The organism is Streptococcus mitis, assembly GCF_946188375.1.
Taxonomy (GTDB): Bacteria; Bacillota; Bacilli; order Lactobacillales; family Streptococcaceae; genus Streptococcus; species Streptococcus mitis_CX.
The window spans coordinates 15,908-37,930 of the sequence record NZ_CAMHUS010000004.1 but is presented as its reverse complement, the minus strand read 5'-3'; the positions used below and the strand labels follow the sequence as shown (position 1 = coordinate 37,930).

18 protein-coding genes are annotated in these 22,023 nt (G+C 41.2%); 11 read left to right on the top strand and 7 right to left on the bottom strand.

What is annotated here, in order from left to right:
* Positions 1-8 precede the first annotated feature (8 nt).
* From N8M16_RS05275 to N8M16_RS05255, 5 genes are all read right to left on the bottom strand, one after another.
* Entirely contained in the window at positions 9-995 is a 987-nt protein-coding gene (locus tag N8M16_RS05275) for a LacI family DNA-binding transcriptional regulator (protein ID WP_261069758.1), read from the bottom strand.
* 9 nt (positions 996-1,004) lie between these two features.
* Positions 1,005-1,805: a DUF1189 domain-containing protein gene (locus tag N8M16_RS05270; RefSeq protein WP_261069757.1), complete on the bottom strand. Its 801-nt coding sequence runs from the start codon at positions 1,803-1,805 to the stop codon at positions 1,005-1,007.
* A gap of 145 nt (positions 1,806-1,950) precedes the next feature.
* The gene (locus N8M16_RS05265; RefSeq protein ID WP_045606601.1) at positions 1,951-2,793 is read right to left on the bottom strand and encodes a sugar ABC transporter permease; all 843 of its coding nucleotides are present in this window, start codon (positions 2,791-2,793) and stop codon (positions 1,951-1,953) included.
* Position 2,794: 1 nt separating this feature from the next.
* On the bottom strand, positions 2,795-4,087 hold the full coding sequence (locus N8M16_RS05260) for a carbohydrate ABC transporter permease (RefSeq protein ID WP_045606603.1): 1,293 nt from the start codon (positions 4,085-4,087) through the stop codon (positions 2,795-2,797).
* A gap of 111 nt (positions 4,088-4,198) precedes the next feature.
* On the bottom strand, positions 4,199-5,470 hold the full coding sequence (locus N8M16_RS05255) for a maltodextrin ABC transporter substrate-binding protein (protein WP_261069756.1): 1,272 nt from the start codon (positions 5,468-5,470) through the stop codon (positions 4,199-4,201).
* A gap of 479 nt (positions 5,471-5,949) precedes the next feature.
* Between N8M16_RS05255 and malQ the strand changes: the two genes are divergently transcribed.
* The 3 genes from malQ to N8M16_RS05240 all read left to right on the top strand — a co-directional run bounded on the left by malQ (position 5,950) and on the right by N8M16_RS05240 (position 10,203).
* Positions 5,950-7,467, top strand: coding sequence for a 4-alpha-glucanotransferase (gene malQ / locus N8M16_RS05250; protein ID WP_261069755.1), 1,518 nt, complete (start codon positions 5,950-5,952; stop codon positions 7,465-7,467).
* 25 nt (positions 7,468-7,492) lie between these two features.
* The gene (gene glgP / locus N8M16_RS05245) at positions 7,493-9,751 is read left to right on the top strand and encodes a glycogen/starch/alpha-glucan family phosphorylase (protein WP_261069754.1); all 2,259 of its coding nucleotides are present in this window, start codon (positions 7,493-7,495) and stop codon (positions 9,749-9,751) included.
* A 245-nt stretch (positions 9,752-9,996) separates the two neighbouring features.
* Positions 9,997-10,203 (top strand): hypothetical protein, encoded by a 207-nt coding sequence (locus tag N8M16_RS05240; RefSeq protein WP_000265676.1) that lies wholly within the window; start codon positions 9,997-9,999, stop codon positions 10,201-10,203.
* Between the two features lie 105 nt (positions 10,204-10,308).
* Here the strand turns inward: N8M16_RS05240 and N8M16_RS05235 are convergent, their stop codons facing one another.
* Positions 10,309-11,157 (bottom strand): putative RNA methyltransferase, encoded by an 849-nt coding sequence (locus N8M16_RS05235; RefSeq protein WP_261057377.1) that lies wholly within the window; start codon positions 11,155-11,157, stop codon positions 10,309-10,311.
* Positions 11,158-11,414: 257 nt separating this feature from the next.
* Between N8M16_RS05235 and N8M16_RS05230 the strand changes: the two genes are divergently transcribed.
* Both N8M16_RS05230 and N8M16_RS05225 read left to right on the top strand, forming a co-directional pair.
* The gene (locus N8M16_RS05230) at positions 11,415-11,693 is read left to right on the top strand and encodes a DUF6110 family protein (protein WP_004258701.1); all 279 of its coding nucleotides are present in this window, start codon (positions 11,415-11,417) and stop codon (positions 11,691-11,693) included.
* Position 11,694: 1 nt separating this feature from the next.
* Positions 11,695-13,758: a heavy metal translocating P-type ATPase gene (locus N8M16_RS05225; protein ID WP_237447294.1), complete on the top strand. Its 2,064-nt coding sequence runs from the start codon at positions 11,695-11,697 to the stop codon at positions 13,756-13,758.
* 75 nt (positions 13,759-13,833) lie between these two features.
* Here N8M16_RS05225 and tyrS read toward each other — a convergent pair whose 3' ends face one another.
* Positions 13,834-15,090 carry a tyrosine--tRNA ligase gene (gene tyrS, locus N8M16_RS05220; protein WP_033685316.1) on the bottom strand — a complete coding sequence of 419 codons (1,257 nt, stop codon included), beginning with the start codon at positions 15,088-15,090 and terminating at the stop codon, positions 13,834-13,836.
* 141 nt (positions 15,091-15,231) lie between these two features.
* Here tyrS and pbp1b point away from each other — a divergent pair, with 141 nt between their 5' ends.
* From pbp1b to N8M16_RS05190, 6 genes are all read left to right on the top strand, one after another.
* The gene (gene pbp1b, locus N8M16_RS05215) at positions 15,232-17,682 is read left to right on the top strand and encodes a penicillin-binding protein PBP1B (RefSeq protein ID WP_261069753.1); all 2,451 of its coding nucleotides are present in this window, start codon (positions 15,232-15,234) and stop codon (positions 17,680-17,682) included.
* Positions 17,683-17,738: 56 nt separating this feature from the next.
* Positions 17,739-18,650, top strand: a complete 912-nt coding sequence (locus N8M16_RS05210) for a DMT family transporter (RefSeq protein ID WP_261069752.1) — start codon at positions 17,739-17,741, stop codon at positions 18,648-18,650.
* A 228-nt stretch (positions 18,651-18,878) separates the two neighbouring features.
* Complete coding sequence (gene dapD / locus N8M16_RS05205) at positions 18,879-19,577, top strand: 2,3,4,5-tetrahydropyridine-2,6-dicarboxylate N-acetyltransferase (RefSeq protein ID WP_000127460.1); 699 nt, start codon at positions 18,879-18,881, stop codon at positions 19,575-19,577.
* 67 nt (positions 19,578-19,644) lie between these two features.
* Positions 19,645-20,775, top strand: coding sequence for an N-acetyldiaminopimelate deacetylase (locus N8M16_RS05200; protein ID WP_033685315.1), 1,131 nt, complete (start codon positions 19,645-19,647; stop codon positions 20,773-20,775).
* A gap of 11 nt (positions 20,776-20,786) precedes the next feature.
* Entirely contained in the window at positions 20,787-21,326 is a 540-nt protein-coding gene (locus N8M16_RS05195) for a 5-formyltetrahydrofolate cyclo-ligase (RefSeq protein ID WP_261069751.1), read from the top strand.
* Positions 21,310-21,987, top strand: coding sequence for a rhomboid family intramembrane serine protease (locus tag N8M16_RS05190; RefSeq protein WP_004258900.1), 678 nt, complete (start codon positions 21,310-21,312; stop codon positions 21,985-21,987). Before N8M16_RS05195 ends, N8M16_RS05190 begins: the two co-directional genes overlap by 17 nt.
* Positions 21,988-22,023: the final 36 nt, after the last annotated feature.

Here is a 22,023-nt window from a genome sequence, read left to right as displayed (position 1 = left end):
GCTGGTTTTTATTTTTCGATAATTTTGTGGGCGATTAACTGACGGTAACAAATTTGCTTATTGCTTTTAGCATCATTGATAATCTGGAGGATGGTTTCAAGGGAAACACGACCAAGTTCTAGGCTATTGATATCGACATAGGCCGCCAAGTTGAGCTTAGGATTGACCGAGTCAAAGCTGAGAACAGGGACATCTAGTTGGTGCTTAGCGATATAGTCACAGACCCCTTCGGCTAGGAGACTATCGGTTGTAATGATAGCATCAATCTGCGGGTCATGCTGAAAGAGGAGTTTACTAAATTGATACCCTTTTTCTTCTAAGAACTCCGTTGCAAAATAGGTCAAATTTCCGTCAATAGGCAGTTGATGTTGTCTGAGTGCTGACTCATAGCCTGTTAAACGGTCTTGCGTTACAAAGAGTCGTTTAGTTCCTCCAATGAAGGCAATTCGTTTGCAGCCTTTTTTTATGAAATATTCGGTTGCATCAAAACCAGCTTGGACATTGTCATTATCGACAAGAGGGATAAATGGTGAAATAGATTTACCTAGGATGAGGAAGGGAAACTGCTCATCAGCGACCAGTTTGACTAAGGGATCCTCCTCTTCGGCATAAAGGAAAATCAAACCATCCACACGTTTACCGTAAACCATCTGTGAAATCGCTTTAAGGCGCTCTTTTTCATCTTTACCTGTTGCAATCTGAATGGCATAGTGGTTTTCAGAAGCGACTTGGGCGATACCACGGAGGACAGATGGGAAGAAAGGATTTTGGTAGAAGGCGTCTGAGTCGTCAGGAAGGACCAAGCCGATAACCTGGGTATAACTGCTTACCAAACTACGAGCGTTGAGGTTGGGGTGGTAATTGAGCTCCTTCATAGCCTTGCGAACGCGTTTTTTTGTTTCGTCGCTAATGGTTGATTTATTTTGAATAACACGGGTTACGGTTGAAGGCGAAACACCAGCAGCCTTGGCCACGTCTTTAATCGTAACGGGCATAAAAATCTCCTATTTATGGTAATCTGGATCACGGAAATGTGTTTTATAAAAAATAGTGACCAGATATAGAACAAAAAGAATGTTTTGTACAGTGATGAGGGTTGTCATATTTTGGCCAAACAAGCCCAAAATAAGCGTAATCAGAGTTGGTAATCCTAAACAGTTCAAGATAAAATGGTAGCACTCTTTAAAGGTCCTAAATGAAAAGAGGCGTGATTTCTTAGTGATATAAAGGAGAAGACTCGCTCCTAGAGAGACAATGAAGAAATTCAAACCAAAGAGGAAGCTAGCACCGAGAACTAGGAAGAGACTGATATAGACACGATTTTGCTGGTACCAGTCTTTAGAAATGGCTTGGGTCAAGCTGTCTTTGTTTTTGAAACTCTCAGTCTGAATCGCTCGGTAAGAGACGCGGGTCAGTTCTTTACTTTCCTTGCTGATGACGAGCTCATTCGTATCGAAATGCAGTTGCAAGTCCTTAGGTAATTCCTTGCTTTGACTTGGACCGATTAAAAGAGAAGGCGCTTGACTAGCTGTTCCTGTATAAATTAATTTGCCATCAACAATTGTAGCATGTTCAGAGAGATCCTGGACAACCTCATCTGTCAATGGTTCATAGACATTATCGATAAAGGTTTCTAGCGGATAAGTCTCCTGTGAGCTGTTTTGGATGGCAATGGGTACCATAGACAAGCTGATAAGGAAGATACTGGTAAAGAGAAGCTGAAACCAGTTGAGTCCGAAACGTTTGGACAGGGGCTTACGAAATCCCCAAATACTTGAAAAATAGGAAAATGGATATGGAAGCATAGGTATCTTTCTAAAAGGTGTTTTCTATATGAGTATTATTATATAGAGAAATGTGCTTTATTTCAAGTCTAGGAGAAAAATTGCTTGTTACAAGGATAGTTTTATAGTCACAAGCTTCAAAATGAAAAAGGGTGGCGGGGATATATTATCCCTTGTCGCCACCACTTGTAAGTCCTGAAACAAAGTTCTTTTGTAGGAAGAAGAAGAGAATACAGATTGGAAGGGCGATGAGGATAGCACCTGCTGAGAAGTAGGCAATCTTCAAGTTCTTCACATTGTTGACGAAGGTTTGGAGACCAACGGCAACAGTAAAGTATTCTTTCTCACGAAGCAAGAAACTAGAGAGGATGTAGTCCCCGAAAGGTCCCATGAAGGCCCAGAGAGCTTGTACGGCAACCATTGGGCGAACCAGTGGAAGAACAATTTGCCAGAAGCGGCGGAAGTGTCCTGCACCGTCTAGTTTTGCAGATTCGTCTAGAGACATTGGCACTGTATCGAAGTAGCCTTTCATGAGCCAAGCATTCATCGGGATACCTCCACCAACATAAAGGAAGATGAGGAACCAGCTGTGGTTAAGGGCGTTCAACATAAGCGCCATAACGAAGAAGGCTGTCAAAGCGGCCATGGTTGGCACCATTTGGATAATCAAGAAGAAGACCAAACTTTGTTTACGAGCCAAGAAGTTGTAACGGCTGTAGGCATAACCAGCAAGTACGATGATACTTGTTTGAACTGCCATGGTAACCAAGGCGATGATCAAGGTATTGAGATACCATGTACCGTATAGGGTTTCAGTAAAGAGTCCTTTAAAGTTATCAAAATTGAAGTTGATGTTAGTATCGAGTTTAAACGCTGCGACGTTACCTGCTTTAAAGGCTGACATGATGGTAATCAATAGTGGATAGATGATGACAATTGATAGGCCGATCAAGTAGAGATAAGTAAGGGTTTGAGTCAGTCTACGTTTGAGTTTAATTGAGTTATTCATCTTAGACGTCCTCCATATCAAATGCGTGTAGTTTCTTGAATGCGATCATAGAGATTGAGATGACAATGATAGAGATAATCAAGGTAACAGCTGCCGCCATTGAGTATTGAGGAGATGTACCTGTTGTCAAACGGTAGATCCATGAGATCAAGATATCAGTTGAACCAGCTCCACCACCGACACTACCAGGTCCTCCACCATTGAAGAGGTACATGATAGAGAAGTTGTTAAAGTTGAAGGTATATTGGCTAATCAAAGTAGGTGCCGCAACAGCCAAGATCATTGGGAAAGTGATGTTACGGAATTTTTGCCAAGCATTGGCACCGTCAATATAAGCTGCTTCGTAAAGGTCGTTAGGAATAGATTGCAAGATACCCAAAGTCAAAACGTAGATGTATGGGAATCCAAGCCAACCTTGCATCATAATCAAAGCTACTTTAGTCCAAGTTGGGTCTGTTTTCCAAGGAATAAGAGCACCATCAAGGAAAGGAAGGAATTTAGCCAAGATTGGCAAGACTTGAGTGTTGATAGCACCAACACTATCATTAAACATGTTTGAGAATGTCAAGATAGTGATGAAGGCTGGAACAGCCCAAGGTAGAAGGAAAATAACACCGAAGATACGTTTTCCTTTGATAAATGGTTGGTTAGCAATGATAGCTGTGAAGATACCGATGACGATCTGTAAAGTTGAGGCAGCCAAAGCCCAGATGATGGTCCAAGAAAGAACGGCACCAAAGGCTGAACGGAAGGTGCTCAAACTCCAAATGTTCGTAAAGTTTGTCAAACCAACCCAGTCCAACAATTTGTTTGGTGGCAAGTGTTGGAAGTCATAGTTGGTAAAGGCAATCATCAAGGTTACGATAACTGGGAAGATAATCGCAAAAGTCATGGCAACATAAGATGGAATGATCAAGAGGTAAGGGAAGCCATTTTCATAGATTCCTTTGATCATGTCTTTGAGGGTACGTGGAACTGGGATTCCATTGTTAATACGTTTTGCAATTGTATGTGCATCTTTTATATTTGCGAAATAAAAGAGTACATAAACGACTACAAAGATTAAATGGAAGGCACCACGAATCAGCATAAAGAGGGAATTATCACGACCTGGTTTATCACCAAGAGTGATAAGATTGCTCAATTCAGGGGCTGCAAGTGCTAGGAAGTAGAGGACAAATACAAGGGTTACACCAAGGAAGATAAAACCTTTGGCTTTTTGTTTATTGTAAATCTGTCCTAACCCAGGAATGATAGACAGCAGGGCTGCTTTACTAGGTTGTTGCTTTTCCATAATAACTCCTTTCATAGGATACTGGTTTCTAGTTAAAACCTAAACTATATATGTTTTTTATTGATAAATTCAAAGGGGGATTTGAATTCCACCCCCCTTGAACAAATTTTTTTATTCACCAAATTTTTGTTTGATTGTTTCTTTGATCAATGTTACAGCATCGTTAGCAGCTGTTTTCGCATCTTTCTTACCACTTACAGCATCGAAGAGCATATTTTTCGCTGGATCCCAAACTGCAGACATTTGAGAGATGTTTGGCATTGGTTGAGCGTTCTTGAACTGTTTGATAACAGCTGTTGTCAACTCATCGTTTTTACCTTCAGCGTATGAACGAGCCTCAGTGTTAGCTGGGATTTCGTTAGTTTTATCGTATAATACTTTTTGTTGTTCAGTTGAAACAAGGAAGTCTACAAATTTTTGAGAAGCTTCAAGGTTCTTAGTGGCTTGAGGGATGACCCAAGCTTTACCACCACCGAAGGCAGCATATTCTTTTCCATTTGGAAGAGTAGGGATAGTCGCAACACCGTAGTTTACTTTAGCATCTTTAAAGGCTTGAGCTTTCCAAGGTCCGTCGATGATAGCAGCTGTTTTACCTTCTTGGAAATGAGTTTGAATTAAGTTTCCAGAACCTTCTGTATCTTGCATACCTTTAGGCCATTTTTCATACCAAGATTTAGCGTAGTTGATACCTGTAATTGAACCTTCGTTTGCAAGACCGATATCTTTAGGATTTTTACCGTTATCGCCAAATACATAAGCTCCGTTACCAGCAAGAAGTCCGTATGCATAGTAGAAGTTTGTCCAGTCAGCTAGGAAGGCAGTAGTTTTGCCGTCTTCACCAGCGAAGGCATATTTGCTATCTTTAGCAAGGTTTTCTAAGTCAGCAAAAGTTTTTGGAGCTTCTTTTATCAAGTCTTTGTTGTAGTACATAACTAGTGACTCGATAACGGCTGGAGCACCGTAAACTTTACCGTCAGCAGCTGTTACAAGAGATTTAGTTTTATCATCTGTTTTAGCGCTGTCGCTCAATTTCACTTCTGAAAGTTGTCCGTCAGTACCGAGGCTACCTACACGGTCGTATGGAGCCATCATAATGTCAGGGACATTACCAGATTGGTTGTCAAGAGAAAGTTTATCAAGACCTCCTAGAGCATCACCAGTTTTAAGAGTGACTTTTACTCCAGTTTCTTTTTCATAAGCTTTAGCAACTTCTTCAATATAGCTCTTATACCCCTCGTCTACATATACAGTGAGTTCTTTCGCTTCAGATGAACCAGAAGCAGTAGGCTTATCAGCAGTTTTGCTTCCGCAAGCTACCAAAAGCAAGCTAGCAAGTGTAACAGTTCCAAGCACAGCAGCGCTCTTCATGAATTTAGATGACATAGTGTATTCCTCCTAAAGAATAACAAATTTTATAATGAGGAAACGCAAACGTTTTCCTTTATGGGACTAGTATAGCACAATCGGAAAGCGGTTGCAAGTGTTTTTTGTAAAAATTTTTAAAAAAATTGTGAAAAAAGTAAACGCTTCATCGTCATATAATAGTAGAAAATCCCAAAAATCCGTTTTGTTTTAAATTTAAAAAAAAGTTGAGAAAACGATTGCCTAATTTACAAATGGAAAGCAGGGAGGATTCTCGCTTTATTTTTGCTTAATGAGATAAGTGAAACCCTTATTCCTATTTTGTTTGTTTCCTGAAAGAATATATATACGAGTAAGAAGAAAAATTTTTAAAAAAATAATCAAAAAAGTTATCTAAAACCGCTTGCATTTATCAAGAAAATAAGCTATACTAGTAATAGCGCAAACGTTTGCGTTCATAAAAATGTAATATCTAACTATAAACACATGAGGTGCTTATTATGAAAAAACGTCAAAGTGGTGTGTTGATGCACATTTCTTCTCTTCCAGGAGCATACGGAATCGGATCATTTGGTAAAAGTGCTTACGACTTCGTTGATTTCTTGGTTCGCACAAAACAACGTTACTGGCAAATCCTTCCACTAGGAACAACTAGTTACGGAGACTCTCCTTACCAATCTTTCTCAGCCTTCGCAGGGAACACTCATTTTATCGATTTAGATATCTTGGTGGAACAAGGCTTGTTGCAAGTAAGTGACCTTGAAGGGGTTGACTTTGGTAGCGATGCATCTGAAGTTGACTATGCGAAAATCTATTATGCACGTCGTCCTCTTTTAGAAAAAGCGGTAAAACGTTTCTTGGAAGTGGGAGATGTTAAAGATTTTGAGAAATTTGCTCAAGACAACCAATCATGGCTTGAACTCTTTGCAGAGTATATGGCTATCAAAGAGCATTTTGACAATCTTGCTTGGACTGAATGGCCAGATGCAGATGCTCGTGCTCGTAAAGCTTCAGCACTTGAAAGCTACCGTGAGCAATTGGCAGACAAGTTGGTTTACCACCGTGTGACTCAATACTTCTTCTTCCAACAATGGTTGAAATTGAAAGCTTACGCTAACGACAACCACATCGAAATCGTTGGAGACATGCCAATCTACGTAGCGGAAGATTCAAGCGATATGTGGGCAAATCCACATCTCTTCAAGACAGATGGCAACGGTAAGGCGACTTGCATCGCAGGATGCCCACCAGATGAATTTTCTGCAACTGGTCAGCTTTGGGGTAACCCAATCTATGACTGGGAAGCAATGGACAAAGACGACTACAAATGGTGGATTGAACGCTTGCGTGAAAGCTTCAAAATCTACGACATCGTTCGTATTGACCACTTCCGTGGTTTCGAATCTTACTGGGAAATCCCTGCTGGTTCCGATACAGCAGCACCTGGTGAGTGGGTGAAAGGTCCTGGCTACAAGCTTTTTGCAGCCGTTAAGGAAGAACTTGGTGAGTTAAACATCATCGCAGAAGACCTTGGTTTCATGACAGACGAAGTTATCGAATTGCGTGAACGTACGGGCTTCCCAGGAATGAAGATTCTTCAATTTGCATTCAACCCAGAAGACGAAAGCATCGATAGCCCACACTTGGCACCTGCTAACTCAGTTATGTACACAGGAACACACGATAACAATACGGTCCTTGGTTGGTACCGTAACGAGATCGATGATGCAACTCGTGAATACATGGCTCGCTACACTAACCGTAAAGAATACGAAACAGTGCCACATGCTATGCTTCGTACAGTCTTTTCATCAGTTAGCTTTATGGCAATTGCAACTATGCAAGATTTGCTAGAATTGGATGAGGCAGCTCGTATGAACTTCCCATCTACTCTTGGTGGAAACTGGTCTTGGCGTATGACTGAAGATCAATTGACACCAGCTGTCGAGGAAGGCTTGCTTGACTTGACAACAATCTATCGCCGAATCAATGAAAATTTGGTAGAATTAAAGAAATAATACAATATCAGGAGACACCTTAAACATGTTATCACTACAAGAATTTGTACAAAATCGTTACAATAAAACCATTGCAGAATGTAGCAATGAAGAGCTTTACCTGGCTCTTCTTAACTACAGCAAGCTTGCAAGCAGTCAAAAACCAGTTAACACTGGTAAGAAAAAAGTTTACTACATCTCAGCTGAGTTCTTGATTGGTAAACTTTTGTCAAACAACTTGATTAACCTTGGTCTTTACGACGATGTTAAAAAAGAACTTGCAGCTGCAGGTAAAGACTTGATCGAAGTTGAAGAAGTTGAATTGGAACCATCTCTTGGTAATGGTGGTTTGGGACGTTTGGCAGCCTGCTTTATCGACTCAATTGCTACTCTTGGTTTGAACGGTGACGGTGTTGGTCTTAACTACCACTACGGTCTTTTCCAACAAGTTCTTAAAAATAACCAACAAGAAACAATTCCAAACGCATGGTTGACAGAGCAAAACTGGTTGGTTCGCTCAAGCCGTAGCTACCAAGTACCATTTGCTCACTTCACATTGACATCAACTCTTTACGATATCGATGTACCTGGTTACAAGACAGAAACTAAGAACCGCTTGCGTTTGTTTGACTTGGATTCAGTTGACTCTTCAATCATTAAAGATGGTATCAACTTTGACAAGACAGATATCGCTCGCAACTTGACTCTTTTCCTTTACCCAGATGATAGTGACCGTCAAGGTGAATTGCTCCGTATCTTCCAACAATACTTCATGGTTTCAAACGGTGCGCAATTGATCATCGACGAAGCAATCGAAAAAGGAAGCAACTTGCATGACCTTGCTGACTACGCAGTTGTACAAATCAACGATACTCACCCATCAATGGTTATCCCTGAATTGATCCGTCTTTTGACTGCTCGTGGTATCGAACTTGACGAAGCAATCTCAATCGTTCGTAACATGACTGCCTACACTAACCACACAATCCTTGCTGAAGCCCTTGAAAAATGGCCTCTTGAATTCTTGCAAGAAGTGGTTCCTCACTTGGTACCAATCATCGAAGAATTGGATCGTCGCGTGAAAGCAGAATACAAAGATCCAGCAGTTCAAATCATCGATGAGAGCGGACGTGTTCACATGGCTCACATGGATATCCACTACGGATACAGCGTTAACGGGGTAGCAGCGCTCCACACTGAAATCTTGAAGAACTCTGAATTGAAAGCCTTCTACGACCTTTACCCAGAAAAATTCAACAACAAAACAAACGGTATCACTTTCCGTCGTTGGCTCATGCATGCTAACCCAAGACTATCTCACTACTTGGATGAGATTATTGGAGAAGGTTGGCACCATGAAGCAGATGAGCTTGAAAAACTCTTGTCTTATGAAGACAAAGCAGCTGTCAAAGAAAAATTGGAAAGCATCAAGGCTCACAACAAACGTAAATTGGCTCGTCACTTGAAAGAACACCAAGGTGTGGAAATCAATACAAACTCTATCTTTGATATCCAAATCAAACGTCTTCACGAGTACAAACGCCAACAAATGAACGCTTTGTACGTCATCCACAAATACCTTGACATCAAAGCTGGTAACATCCCTGCTCGCCCAATCACAATCTTCTTTGGTGGTAAAGCAGCTCCAGCCTACACAATCGCTCAAGACATCATCCACTTGATCCTTTGCATGTCAGAAGTTATTGCTAACGATCCAGCAGTAGCTCCACACTTGCAAGTAGTTATGGTTGAAAACTACAACGTTACTGCAGCAAGCTTCCTTATCCCAGCATGTGATATCTCAGAACAAATCTCACTTGCTTCTAAAGAAGCTTCAGGTACTGGTAACATGAAATTCATGTTGAACGGAGCTTTGACTCTTGGTACTATGGACGGTGCTAACGTGGAAATCGCTGAGTTGGTTGGCGACGAAAACATCTACATCTTTGGTGAAGATTCAGAAACTGTTATCGACCTTTACGCAAAAGCAGCTTACAAATCAAGCGAATTCTACGCTCGTGAAGCTATCAAACCATTGGTTGACTTCATCGTTAGCGATGCAGTTCTTGCAGCTGGAAACAAAGAGCGCTTGGAACGTCTTTACAATGAATTGATCAACAAAGACTGGTTCATGACTCTTCTTGACTTAGAAGACTACATCAATGTTAAAGAACAAATGTTGGCTGACTACGAAGACCGTGACGCATGGTTGGATAAAGTTATCGTTAACATTTCTAAAGCAGGATTCTTCTCATCTGACCGTACAATCGCTCAGTATAACGAAGATATCTGGCACTTGAACTAAGATACAAGATTTATACCAATACACTTTCCTATAAAGCGAATTTCGATTGAAATTCGCTTTTTTAAATGCTGTGGATTTGGGTCAATCTTGTCTTAAAAAGATAGAAATCATAGACACCTTAAACGCTTAAAATGCTGGTTTTTACTGTCTTCAGCCTTATATTTCTTCGTAGTTGATTACCTCATATCTCTTGTATTCGCTTACACAAAGTATTATAATATGATTATAGGAAAGAAGGTGTTCTTATGTGGAAAAAATATTTTTCAAAATATAAATGGACGGATTTATTTTGGATTCTATTTGTTATTTTAACATGCCTCTTGGCGGGTAATAGTAATCTTTACCCCCTTACCCATCAAGAAATCTCTTATCATGGGTGCTTATCGGGAATTACACTTGCCTTATTCCACTTGCTATTTATTGATAAGTTTTTTATTTCGAATCGAAAATAAATGGAGAAGCTAAAAGCTTTAAATGTTTAAGACTTTTGGGAACGATAGTTTAAAAATTGAAATTTAAAACCGCAGATCTTCTTGAAATGCGGTTTTTTGTGTCAATTATAGTACTCTCCCAACTAGAATCTCAGCCTCAATAGTAATCTCTGTCAGTTGGCTCCAGTCAATCTTGGTCTGGTCGACGTGAAAGAGTAGGGGCGTCATGCTGAGTAGGGATTGGAGCTGATCTGCTGTGATAGTCTTAGTCAGAGAGGCAGTTTTACTTGATAGGATGGTAAAGTGTTCTTGGAAATGATTTTTGATATCTTGGTTGGAATAGTCCTTGTTTGTCAGCTGGTCTTGTACCTTCTGACGGATTTCCTTGAGGTGATTTTTAGTTGGAATAACCTTTATCAAGATACCGTCTTTGGATAAAACGCGACGAAATTCTCCATAGTTGGCAGGGGAAAAGATATCAAGCAGGATATCCATGCTAGCGTCTTTTATAGGGAGGCGAGCTAAGTCGCCAACAAACCAATTGACTGCCCAATCGGGTTCGCTCTTAGCAGCGATTTGGACGGAATCTTTGGAGATGTCAAAGGCATAGAAGGTTTTGTCAGGATGACTTTCTTGGAGTTTGCGAGAATAGAATCCTTCGCCACAACCGATATCTAAGACTGTGGTGCTAGTTTCTGAACTGGCTAGCAAGTCAGATACAGCCTCTAGAATAGCTTGATAAAAGCCGGCTTCTAGGATTTGTTGACGGTTTTGAAAATTTTCCTTGTCATAGTTAGCAGATTGCTTGATTTGAGGGGCTAGATTGACATAGCCGAATTTCGCCAAGTCAAAAGAATGGCGATTGCTACATTTGAGACTACTCTCTACCAGAGTCAGATTTTCTTGACAGATAGGACAGGCAAAGGTAGTCGCAGAAGCAAAACGCTGAAGTTTGGGTTTGAGATTTGTATTCATAGTTTAAGTGTATCAAAAGAGGCAAATGAAAGCAACTTTAGGAATAAGTAGATGGGAGATTCAGTAGAAATAAAACTAATACTCTTCGAAAATCAAATTCAAACCACGTCAACGTCGCCTTGCCGTACTCAAGTACAGCCTGCGGCTAGTTTCCTAGTTTGCTCTTTGATTTTCATTGAGTATAATTCTCCAATTTATAAAATGAAATTGCTTTTATATCTAAATTGCTATATAATAATGATAAGGAGGAAATAAGTATGTTAAAAGAAGTATTAACCGTCGCAAAAGTTGCGAAAAAATCATCACTCTTTTTGGGTGGTGTCGCATTTGGTACCCTTGGTTTGAAAATCTTGGCAAGTAAGGAAGCTAAAAAAGGTTATTCTAAAGCTTTGGCTAAGGCTTACAAGTTGAAAGACGGGCTAGATGCATCTGTTTCTGTTATGAAACAACATGGAGACGATGTCTTGCAAGATGCCAAATATTTGTACGAGCAAGAGAAAAAAGAAGAGCAATTAGATAGCCTTATAGGGGAATAATATGTCTTTTAAAGTGCTACATAGAGGATACCAACATATCCGACTATCATCTTCTTTTTCACTCACCTTGGATATTCAAGACTATCTTCGTTCCTTGGCGAGAGATGAAAAGGGGATTGAGTCTATCCAGTTTTACATGGATCAACAGCACTTTACTCTACGTATAAAAGAAGGCTTTTCTGTATTAGATAATGCAGAAGCCTTTTTAAAAAGAATTGATAAAGGGAAAGTTTCTGAGTTGATGACTCTTCCCATTCGTAGAGAAGAGAGTGCTTATTCTATTGTTTCAGGTGCAGCGATTAAGCGTATACTTTTTCGTAGTTTTGTACCGTATCCTATTCGCTATATATGGACTTGTTATCAGGCTTTTGGCTATATTAGAGAAGCCTATCAAACACTAGCGCGTAAGGAACTAACGATGGAAGTCTTGGACTGTTCGGCGATTTTATTGTCCTTGTTTATGAACCAATCCAAGACAGCTAGCAATATCATGTTTATGCTTGATTTGGGGAATCATTTAGATCAGTGGTCCTTGAAAAAAACTGCAACAGATTTAGAACAAAGCCTTCTTGCAAAAGAGAGCGATGTATTTCTAGTACAGGGGGATACGGTCGTTAGTATCAAGAGTTCCGATGTTCAAATAGGAGATGTCTTGGTCCTATCTCAAGGAAATGAAATTCTGTTTGATGGACAAGTAGTTTCAGGTTTAGGTATGGTCAACGAAAGTTCCTTGACAGGAGAGAGTTTTCCAGTTGAAAAAAGAGAGTCTGATTTGGTTTGTGCAAATACAGTATTAGAAACTGGAGAGTTACGCATTCGTGTAACCGATAATCAGATGAACAGCCGGATTTTACAACTGATTGAGTTGATGAAGAAATCTGAAGAAAATAAGAAAACGAAACAACGCTATTTTATCAAGATGGCGGATAAGGTCGTCAAATATAATTTCTTGGGGGCTGGTCTGACTTACCTATTAACAGGTTCTTTTTCTAAGGCTATTTCTTTCCTATTGGTCGATTTCTCCTGCGCTTTGAAAATCTCTACTCCTGTAGCTTATTTGACAGCTATCAAGGAGGGGTTGAACCGTGAAATGGTGATTAAGGATGGGGATGTTCTGGAGAAATATCTGGAAGTTGATACTTTCTTGTTTGATAAGACGGGAACAATCACAACTAGCTATCCTATAGTTGAAAAGGTGTTACCTTTTGGGGACTATAGTGAGGAAGATATTCTCAGAATCAGTGCCTGTCTTGAGGAACACATTTATCATCCTATTGCTAATGCTATCGTCAAGCAAGCTGAGATAGAGGGAATTGAACATGAGGAAATGCATGGGAAACTCCAATATATCGCAAGCAAGGGGATCAAATCTCATATAGATGGGCAACCAGTTCTTATTGGGAATTATGTTTTGATGCAGGATGAGCAAATTCATATCAGTTCAGAACAAAATGCTTTAATTGAAGAGTACAAGAGTCACTATAATCTCTTATTCTTGGCTTATCAGAATGAATTGATTGGAATGTTCTGTATTCATACTCCGTTGAGAAAAGAAGCAAAAGCAGCCTTGGAGAAACTTAAGGCACAAGGGAAAAAATTGATTCTGGCAACAGGGGACACCTTGGTTAGAACAGAGGAATTAGTCAAAGATTTGCCCTTTGATCAGGTCTATACAGACTTGAAACCTGATGGGAAATTTGAGCTAGTAGAGGAACTGCAGAAAGCAGGTCACACTATTTTGATGGTTGGAGATGGCTTGAATGACTCAGCTGCTCTAACCCTATCAGATATCGGTGTGGTGATGAATGAGAGTGCAGATATTTCTAAGCAGATGAGCGATATCTTATTGTTAGATAATCGTTTGGATTTCTTCCAAGAGTTGGATTGGCTATCATCATCTTTGCAAACACTCATCAAGAAGAATATTCAAGATACCGTTGTAGTAAATAGTAGTTTGATTGGCTTTGGCTTATTTAATTGGCTCAGTCCTTCAAATCTCTCTATCTTACATAATCTAACAACCTTGCGCATAGTCCTGCGTAGCCTGTCTATTAAGGCTAGATAGATGTGGTTATCAACAACAAAAAGGAGTTACCTTTCTCGAGGTTAACTCCTTTTTTATAGGTAAATGTTGAACAGTTTAGTAAGTCAATACAAAATATTTCTTCTTGCCGCGACGGATAACAGTCAGTTCGTTCTCTAACTTATCAGCGTCACTCAAGACATAGTCAAGGTCTTGGATGCGGTCACCGTTGACGTAGATAGCTCCGTTTTGGACGTCTTCACGGGCTTGGCGTTTTGAGTTGACCACACCAGATGCCACGAGGAGTTCCACGATATTGTGGTTTTCGTCTGCTTGTACTTGGTAGTTTGGTACTCCACGAAGTCCTTGTTTGAGCTCTTTGACAGAAAGGTTTTTGATGTTTCCTGCAAAGAGTTGCTCAGTGATGTTGAGGGCTTCTTTGTAAGCTTCTTCGCCGTGAACAAGTGTTACGACTTCACGAGCCAAGACTTTTTGAGCCAAGCGTTCGTGTGGAGCTGCTTCAAACTGCTTGCGGATATCTTCAATCTCATCAAGTGACAAGAAAGTAAAGATTTTCAAGAAGCGAACAGCGTCAGCGTCCATAACGTTCATCCAGAATTGGTACATTTCGTATGGGGAAGTCTTTTCAGGATTGAGCCAGACTGCGTTTCCTTCTGATTTACCAAATTTCTTACCAGTTGCATCTGTGATCAATGGAACAGTGATAACGTGGCCAGTCTTGTCAGCCTTACGACGAAGCAATTCGGTACCAGCTGTCATATTTCCCCACTGGTCAGAACCACCGATTTGAAGGGTAACGTTGTAGTCTTGGTTAAGGACGAAGAAATCGTAACCTTGCATGATTTGGTAGGCAAACTCAGTGTAAGAAATCCCTGTTTCAATCCGTTTTTTCACAGACTCCTTGCTCATCATGTAGTTGACAGTGAAGTATTTTCCGATATCACGGAGGAAGTCAATGAAGCTGATGCTGCCAAACCAGTCGTAGTTGTTGACCATGACAGCCTTGTTTTCGCCATTTTCAAAGTCAAGAAAACGAGAAAGTTGTCCTTGGATAGACTTGACCCAGCCATCTACTGTGTCTTTTGTTTGGAGACTACGTTCAGCATCTTTGAAGGACGGATCTCCAATGAGACCTGTAGCACCGCCAACGAGCGCATAAGGTTTGTGACCTGCTAGTTGCAAGCGACGACTTGTCAAGATTGCGACAAGATGGCCTAGGTGAAGGCTGTCAGCAGTTGGATCGTAGCCAGTATAATAAGAAACTTGACCTTCTTCTAGGGCTCTACGCAAAGCTTCTTCATCAGTCGTTTGAAAAATCAAACCACGCTCTTTTAGCTCATCAAAAATGTGCATGTGTCTTTTCTCCTTTTTAAAAATATTGTTTCTACCTATTGTATCACAAACTTGGGCAATAGCCTAGTAGAATAGGGAAGAAAGTGGCTATTTTATTGAAAGTTTACCTTTTATGGTATAATAGTTACAGTGAGGAAATCCATGCAAAATCAATTAAATGAATTAAAACAAAAAATGCTGGAATTTTTCCAGCTAGTAAAATCAAAAATAAATCATAAAAAATCAGAGAAAGTCTCAGAAGAGAAGCAGTCGGATGGGACAGGTGGGAAAGTTCTGGCTATCCTAGGTAGCATTTTAGTTGTTATCAAGGGAATTTTGAATACTCTCTTTATTCTAGGCTTTATCGGTGGGCTTTTTGGTGCTGGTGTAGCTCTTGGTTATGGAGTTGCTTTGTTTGACAAGGCCAAGGTTCCCCAATCGGAGGACTTGGTCAAGCAGGTTAAAAATATTTCTTCCATCTCAGAAATTGTTTACGCAGATGGGAGTGTCATTGCTTCTATCGAGAGTGATTTACTGAGAACTTCTGTCTCATCTGAGGAAATATCGGACAATCTCAAAAAGGCTATCGTTGCAACTGAGGACGAACATTTTCTTGAACATAATGGGGTTGTGCCAAAAGCTGTGATTCGGGCGACTTTGGGAACCTTTGCAGGTTTGGGCTCATCTAGCGGGGGCTCGACCTTGACCCAACAGTTAATCAAACAACAAGTGGTTGGAGATGCTCCGACTTTGGCTCGTAAGGCTACAGAAATTGTTGATGCCCTTGCCTTGGAACGCAACATGAGTAAGGATGAAATATTGACCACCTATCTCAACGTTGCTCCCTTTGGTCGAAATCATAAAGGGCAGAATATTGCAGGTGCCCAGCAAGCTGCTGAAGGGATTTTCGGTATCGATGCCAACAAGTTGAGTATTCCCCAAGCTGCCTTCCTAGCAGGTTTGCCACAGAGTCCGATTACTTATTCACCTTATGAAAATACTGGAGAGTTAAAGAGTGATGAAGATTTAGAGCTTGGTTTGAAACGAGCTAAGGATGTTCTCTATAATATGTACCGTACGGGTGCCTTGACTCAGGAAGAATACGACCAGTACAAGGATTACAATCTCAAACAAGACTTTTTGCCATCAGGAACTGTCAATGCTGTTTCAAGAGATTACCTTTACTTTACGGCTATGTCTGAAGCAACAGATCGTATGTATGATTATTTAATTCAGCAGGACAATGTCTCTAGTCAAGAGTTGAAAAAGGAAGCGATTCAAAAGGCATATCATGAGCGTGCTGAGCAGGAACTCAGTAATGGTGGCTACAAAATCACTACAACGATCAATAAAAAAATCCATAACGCCATGCAAAATGCAGTTGCTAACTACGGTCGTTTGGTAGATGATTCGACTGGGCAGCCTGAAGTAGGGAATGTTTTGATGGACAATAAAACGGGGGCTGTTCTAGGCTTCGTTGGTGGTCGTAATTACCAGACAAACCAAAACAATCACGCCTTTGATACCAAGCGTTCGCCAGCCTCTACAACCAAGCCTTTGCTGGCCTACGGTATTGCCATTGACCAAGGTTTGATGGGAAGCGCTAGTATCTTGTCAAATTATCCGACAAAATTCTCTAATGGCAATCCTATCATGTATGTGAACAGTCCAGGTACAGGCATGATGACTCTGGGTGAAGCCTTGAACTATTCATGGAATATCCCAGCCTATTGGACCTATCGCATGCTTCGTGAGAAGGGTGTAGATGTCAAGGGTTACATGGAGAAAATGGGTTACGAGATTCCGGAGTACGGTATCGAAAGTCTGCCTATGGGTGGTGGGATTGAAGTCACAGTTGCCCAGCATACAAATGGTTATCAGACACTAGCTAATAACGGTGTCTACCATCAGAAACATGTGATTTCTAAGATTGAATCATCTGATGGTAGAGTAATCTATGAATTCCAAGACAAACCAGTTCAAGTGTACTCGAAGGCAACAGCAACGATTATGCAGAGTTTGCTTCGTGAGGTGATTTCATCCCGAATCACTTCAAGTTTCCAAACAGACTTGACTTCTATCAATTCAAGCTTAGCTCGTGCAGACTGGATTGGGAAGACTGGTACAACTAATGAAGATGAAAATATGTGGCTCATGCTGTCAACACCAAGATTGACTCTAGGTGGTTGGCTAGGGCATGATGACAACCGCCCGATGGCTAAGGGGGCTGGGCATTATCGAAATGCCAAATATATGGCTTACTTGGTCAATGCTATCCAACAGGCTGAGCCTGGTGTTTGGGGCAATGAACGCTTTAATCTTGATTCTAGTGTGACCCAATCTCAGGTCCTCAAATCTACAGGGCAAAAGCCGGGCAAAGTATCCGTTAATGGAAAAACGGTGGATCTTTCAGGGGCTACTGTAACGAGTTATTGGGCTAATAAGGCGGGAGCTCCTACGACAAGCTATCACTTTGCTATTGGAGGAAGTGAAGCAGATTACCAAAATGCTTGGTCAAGTATTATTGGTAGTTTCTCATCTACACCAAGTTCAAGTAGTAGTTCTAGCAGTACATCAAGTTCATCATCTACACAACCAAATAGTAGAAGATAGGAAAGTGGCATTGATTGCCACTTTTTTCTTTTTTCCTTTCGTGTTACAATAAAGGTATGAATCAGTATCAGAAAAAGATTGTTAAAGGAACTATTTATTCGCTCCTATCCGGCTTAATCTGGGGAATCTGTGGAATTTTAGGAGAATATTTCTTTACTCATTATCAAGTGTCCTCTGGCTGGATTACCTCTATGCGTTTGACACTGGCAGGGAGTCTTGTGTTCATTTGGTCTGCAGTGCAATTAAAATCGCAAGTGCTAGATATTTGGCGAGATAAGAAAAATTACCTACCCTTTTTAGCCTATGCTATTTTGGGGATTTTTTCAGTTCAGTATTTTTTCTACCTCTGCGTAGAATATTCTAATGCAGCGACAGCAACTATTTTACAGTTTATTAGCCCTGTCTTTATCCTCTTTTACAATCGCTTGGTTTATCAAAAACGAGCGTCAAAAAGTGCTATTCTTTATGTTTTGGTTGCCATGTTGGGTGTTTGCCTGATGGCGACAAAGGGAGATCTCTCTCAATTATCCATGACACCACTAGCACTTGTGACGGGTTTGCTGAGTGCCATGGGGGTCATGTTTAATGTTATCTTACCTCAACCTTTTGCGAAGCGTTATGGTTTTGTTCCCACCGTTGGGTGGGGGATGATTTTGGCAGGTTTGTTTAGCAATGTCCTTTCCCCTGTTTACAAGCTCTCCTTTACTCCTGATATTTGGAGTATCTTGATTTGTCTCATTATTGCTTTCTTTGGGACAGCTTTTGCTTTTTTTATTTCCATGAAGGCTGTGTCCTTGGTTTCTCCTTTGGTGGTTTCCGTTATTAGTGCCAGTGAACCTCTCTCTTCTGCCCTTTTGAGTGTTTTATTTTTAGGTTTAGTAGTGGATTGGTCCCTTCTTCTAGCTATGGCCTTGATTATTTTACCTATGATTTTCCTATCGATAGAAGAAGCGAAAGAAAGTAAATAAAAAGTCTTTTCTTAATTCTAAAAGTGTGCTATACTAGAATAGTCAATAAAACACGGGGAGATAGTTGTGAAGAGTGTTTTTAGGTTGTATCGGTAGGGGCTTGCTTTTACCGACAGCACGTTTTATCTCACATCCCTAAAAATCATACCTAAAAACAAACAAAAAGGCTTCAAATTTGAGGCCTTTTTTGGTAGAATAGGTATCATTAAAATGAACTAGGAGGCGCCTATGACTGCTACAAAAATGAACGCTCAAGAAATTATCCAATTTATCGCCAATGCTGAAAAGAAAACCAGTGTGAAAGTAACATTTGAGGGACAACTCGCAACTGCTGTACCTAGCTCTGTTGTCAAACTAGGAAATGTTCTATTCGGAGACTGGAAGGACGTGGCTCCGCTTCTCGATGGTTTGGTAGAAAATCAAGACTATGTTGTTGAGCAAGATGCTCGCAATTCTGCAGTTCCCTTGCTAGACAAACGTGCTATCAACGCTCGTATCGAGCCAGGTGCTATTATCCGTGACCAAGTTGAAATTGGAGACAATGCTGTTATCATGATGGGGGCTGTTATCAATATCGGTGCTGAAATTGGTGCAGGAACTATGATTGACATGGGTGCCATCCTTGGTGGCCGTGCTATCGTTGGGAAAAACAGTCACGTTGGTGCAGGTGCGGTTCTTGCAGGTGTGATTGAGCCAGCTAGCGCAGAACCAGTCCGTGTTGGAGACAATGTTCTCATCGGTGCCAATGCAGTAGTTATCGAAGGGGTCCAAATCGGTAGTGGTTCAGTTGTTGCAGCAGGAGCTATTGTTACCCAAGATGTCCCAGAAAACGTGGTGGTAGCAGGTGTTCCAGCTCGCATTATCAAAGAGATTGATGCCCAAACCCAACAAAAAACAGCGCTAGAGGATGCGCTTCGTACCTTATAATTGTAAAAGTAATAAAGAGGCGGAACCCTTCTTCCAGCCTCTTTCTGCTATATCGGAGGATAGATAGATGTTAGATTTGATTCAGACTAGACGAGATTTGCACCAGATTCCAGAGATTGGCTTGGAGGAGTTCAAGACTCATGCTTATTTGCTGGATGTGATTGAAAAATTGACTGCGGGCAAGGAGTTTGTTCAAGTTCGTACTTGGCGGACAGGTATTTTGGTTTACTTGCAGGGAAGTCAGCCAGAGCGTACCATTGGTTGGCGAACAGACATTGATGGTCTGCCTATCGTCGAACAAACAGGACTTCCTTTCGCTTCTCAGCACCAAGGTCGTATGCACGCTTGTGGCCATGATTTCCACATGACTATTGCCTTGGGCTGCCTTGAGCGAGCCCTTGAGGAGCAACCAAAGAACAATCTGCTCTTTTTGTTTCAGCCTGCTGAAGAAAATGAAGCTGGTGGCATGCTCATGTATGAGGATGGCGCTTTTGGAGACTGGTTGCCAGACCAGTTTTATGGCCTTCATGTTAGGCCAGATTTGAAGGTTGGTCAGATTGCGACCAATACTCATACACTCTTTGCAGGGACTTGTGAGGTGAAGATTCGTTTCAAAGGCAAAGGTGGCCACGCAGCCTTTCCACATGAAGCCAATGACGCTTTGGTGGCTGCTAGTTACTTTGTGACCCAGGTGCAGTCAGTTGTCAGCCGCAATGTCAACCCAATCGAGGGAGCAGTGGTGACCTTTGGAGTTTTCCAAGCTGGAACAACCAATAATGTCATCACAGACACAGCCTTTTTGCATGGAACTATTCGGGCTTTGACACAGGACATGAGTCTCTTGGTGCAAAAGCGGGTCAAAACAGTTGCAGAAGGGGTTGCAGCTGCCTTCGATATGGAAGTCGAAGTGGAACTCAAACAAGGTGGTTACCTGCCTGTTGAGAACCATCCAGCCTTGGCGCGTGAACTGATGGACTTCTTTGAAGAAAAAGACGGAATTGAGTTGATTGATATCGAACCTGCTATGACAGGTGAAGACTTTGGTTATCTCCTTTCAAAAGTTGATGGCGTTATGTTCTGGCTAGGTATTGATAGTCCCTACGCCCTTCATCACCCTCAGATGAGTCCTAAGGAAGAAGCATTAGCTATTGGGGTGGATGCGGTCTTTAGTTTCCTGAAAAAGAAGGCAGCAGAGTAGAGGGGTTATCTATGAAATCGGAATTACGTAAGCAAGTCTTGCACGAAATGAAGGCTATCCCTCGAACTCAAAAAGTTACTTCGGATCTAGCTTTAACCGAACGACTTTTACAACACCCCTTTTACCAAGAAGCTGAGGTCATCGCAACCTACCTCTCTTTTCCTCATGAGTTTCAAACGCAGGAACTGATTGAGCAGGCGCTGAAGGACGGCAAGAAGGTTCTGATACCCAAAACTTATCCCAAGGGGCGCATGGACTTTGTAGTCTATAATCCGCAACAACTGGTCAAAACTTCCTTTGGCTTACTGGAACCACAGGGAGATTTGGAAGTGGTGGATGCCTCTCAGATTGATTTGATTCATGTTCCTGGCTTGGTTTTTACGACGAAAGGATATCGGATTGGATATGGTGGAGGTTATTATGACCGCTATCTAGAACATTTTTCTAATCATACTTTGAGTACGGTTTATCCTTGTCAAATTCAGGACTTTATCCCTGAAAAATATGATATTCCTGTTCAGGAGGTATTAATTGATGAAGGAAATCTTTGATAGACGTTATCCTGTGACGAGTTTCTTCCTTTTTGTGACGGCCTTGGTATTTTTACTAATGTTGGTCACTGCAGGCGGAAACTTTGACAGGGCAGATACATTATTTCGATTTGGAGCCATGTATGGGCCAGCTATTCGCCTCTTTCCTGAGCAGGTTTGGCGTCTCTTCTCTGCCATTTTTGTTCATATTGGGTGGGAACATTTCATTGTCAATATGCTTTCGCTCTATTATCTTGGTAGGCAAGTAGAGGAAATTTTTGGATCCAAGCAGTTTTTCTTTCTCTATCTTTTATCAGGAATGATGGGCAATCTCTTTGTTTTTGTATTTAGTCCCAAATCCTTAGCAGCAGGAGCTTCTACTTCTCTCTATGGGCTATTTGCTGCGATTATTGTTCTTCGCTATGCAACGCGTAATCCTTATATCCAGCAGTTGGGGCAATCCTATCTGACACTTTTTGTGGTTAACATTATTGGCAGTGTTCTGATTCCAGGAATCAGCCTAGCAGGCCATCTCGGGGGAGCAGTTGGTGGAGCATTTCTAGCAATTATCTTTCCAGTTCGAGGAGAAAGACAGATGTATAGCGCTAGTCAGAGACTGGTAGCGTTAGTGTTGTTCGTAGGACTTGCAGTCTTACTTCTCTACAAGGGAATGGGGTTGTGAAGGTTTATAAGAATAGTTATGTAATAAAAAAGATAA

What these genes read in the sequence shown, in the direction of transcription:
- N8M16_RS05275 (WP_261069758.1), bottom strand. Translation starts at nt 995, where the DNA reads ATGCCCGTTACGATTAAAGACGTGGCCAAGGCTGCTGGTGTTTCGCCT.
- N8M16_RS05270 (WP_261069757.1), bottom strand. Translation starts at nt 1,805, where the DNA reads ATGCTTCCATATCCATTTTCCTATTTTTCAAGTATTTGGGGATTTCGT.
- N8M16_RS05265 (WP_045606601.1), bottom strand. Translation starts at nt 2,793, where the DNA reads ATGAATAACTCAATTAAACTCAAACGTAGACTGACTCAAACCCTTACT.
- N8M16_RS05260 (WP_045606603.1), bottom strand. Translation starts at nt 4,087, where the DNA reads ATGGAAAAGCAACAACCTAGTAAAGCAGCCCTGCTGTCTATCATTCCT.
- N8M16_RS05255 (WP_261069756.1), bottom strand. Translation starts at nt 5,470, where the DNA reads ATGTCATCTAAATTCATGAAGAGCGCTGCTGTGCTTGGAACTGTTACA.
- malQ (WP_261069755.1), top strand. Translation starts at nt 5,950, where the DNA reads ATGAAAAAACGTCAAAGTGGTGTGTTGATGCACATTTCTTCTCTTCCA.
- glgP (WP_261069754.1), top strand. Translation starts at nt 7,493, where the DNA reads ATGTTATCACTACAAGAATTTGTACAAAATCGTTACAATAAAACCATT.
- N8M16_RS05240 (WP_000265676.1), top strand. Translation starts at nt 9,997, where the DNA reads ATGTGGAAAAAATATTTTTCAAAATATAAATGGACGGATTTATTTTGG.
- N8M16_RS05235 (WP_261057377.1), bottom strand. Translation starts at nt 11,157, where the DNA reads ATGAATACAAATCTCAAACCCAAACTTCAGCGTTTTGCTTCTGCGACT.
- N8M16_RS05230 (WP_004258701.1), top strand. Translation starts at nt 11,415, where the DNA reads ATGTTAAAAGAAGTATTAACCGTCGCAAAAGTTGCGAAAAAATCATCA.
- N8M16_RS05225 (WP_237447294.1), top strand. Translation starts at nt 11,695, where the DNA reads ATGTCTTTTAAAGTGCTACATAGAGGATACCAACATATCCGACTATCA.
- tyrS (WP_033685316.1), bottom strand. Translation starts at nt 15,090, where the DNA reads ATGCACATTTTTGATGAGCTAAAAGAGCGTGGTTTGATTTTTCAAACG.
- pbp1b (WP_261069753.1), top strand. Translation starts at nt 15,232, where the DNA reads ATGCAAAATCAATTAAATGAATTAAAACAAAAAATGCTGGAATTTTTC.
- N8M16_RS05210 (WP_261069752.1), top strand. Translation starts at nt 17,739, where the DNA reads ATGAATCAGTATCAGAAAAAGATTGTTAAAGGAACTATTTATTCGCTC.
- dapD (WP_000127460.1), top strand. Translation starts at nt 18,879, where the DNA reads ATGACTGCTACAAAAATGAACGCTCAAGAAATTATCCAATTTATCGCC.
- N8M16_RS05200 (WP_033685315.1), top strand. Translation starts at nt 19,645, where the DNA reads ATGTTAGATTTGATTCAGACTAGACGAGATTTGCACCAGATTCCAGAG.
- N8M16_RS05195 (WP_261069751.1), top strand. Translation starts at nt 20,787, where the DNA reads ATGAAATCGGAATTACGTAAGCAAGTCTTGCACGAAATGAAGGCTATC.
- N8M16_RS05190 (WP_004258900.1), top strand. Translation starts at nt 21,310, where the DNA reads ATGAAGGAAATCTTTGATAGACGTTATCCTGTGACGAGTTTCTTCCTT.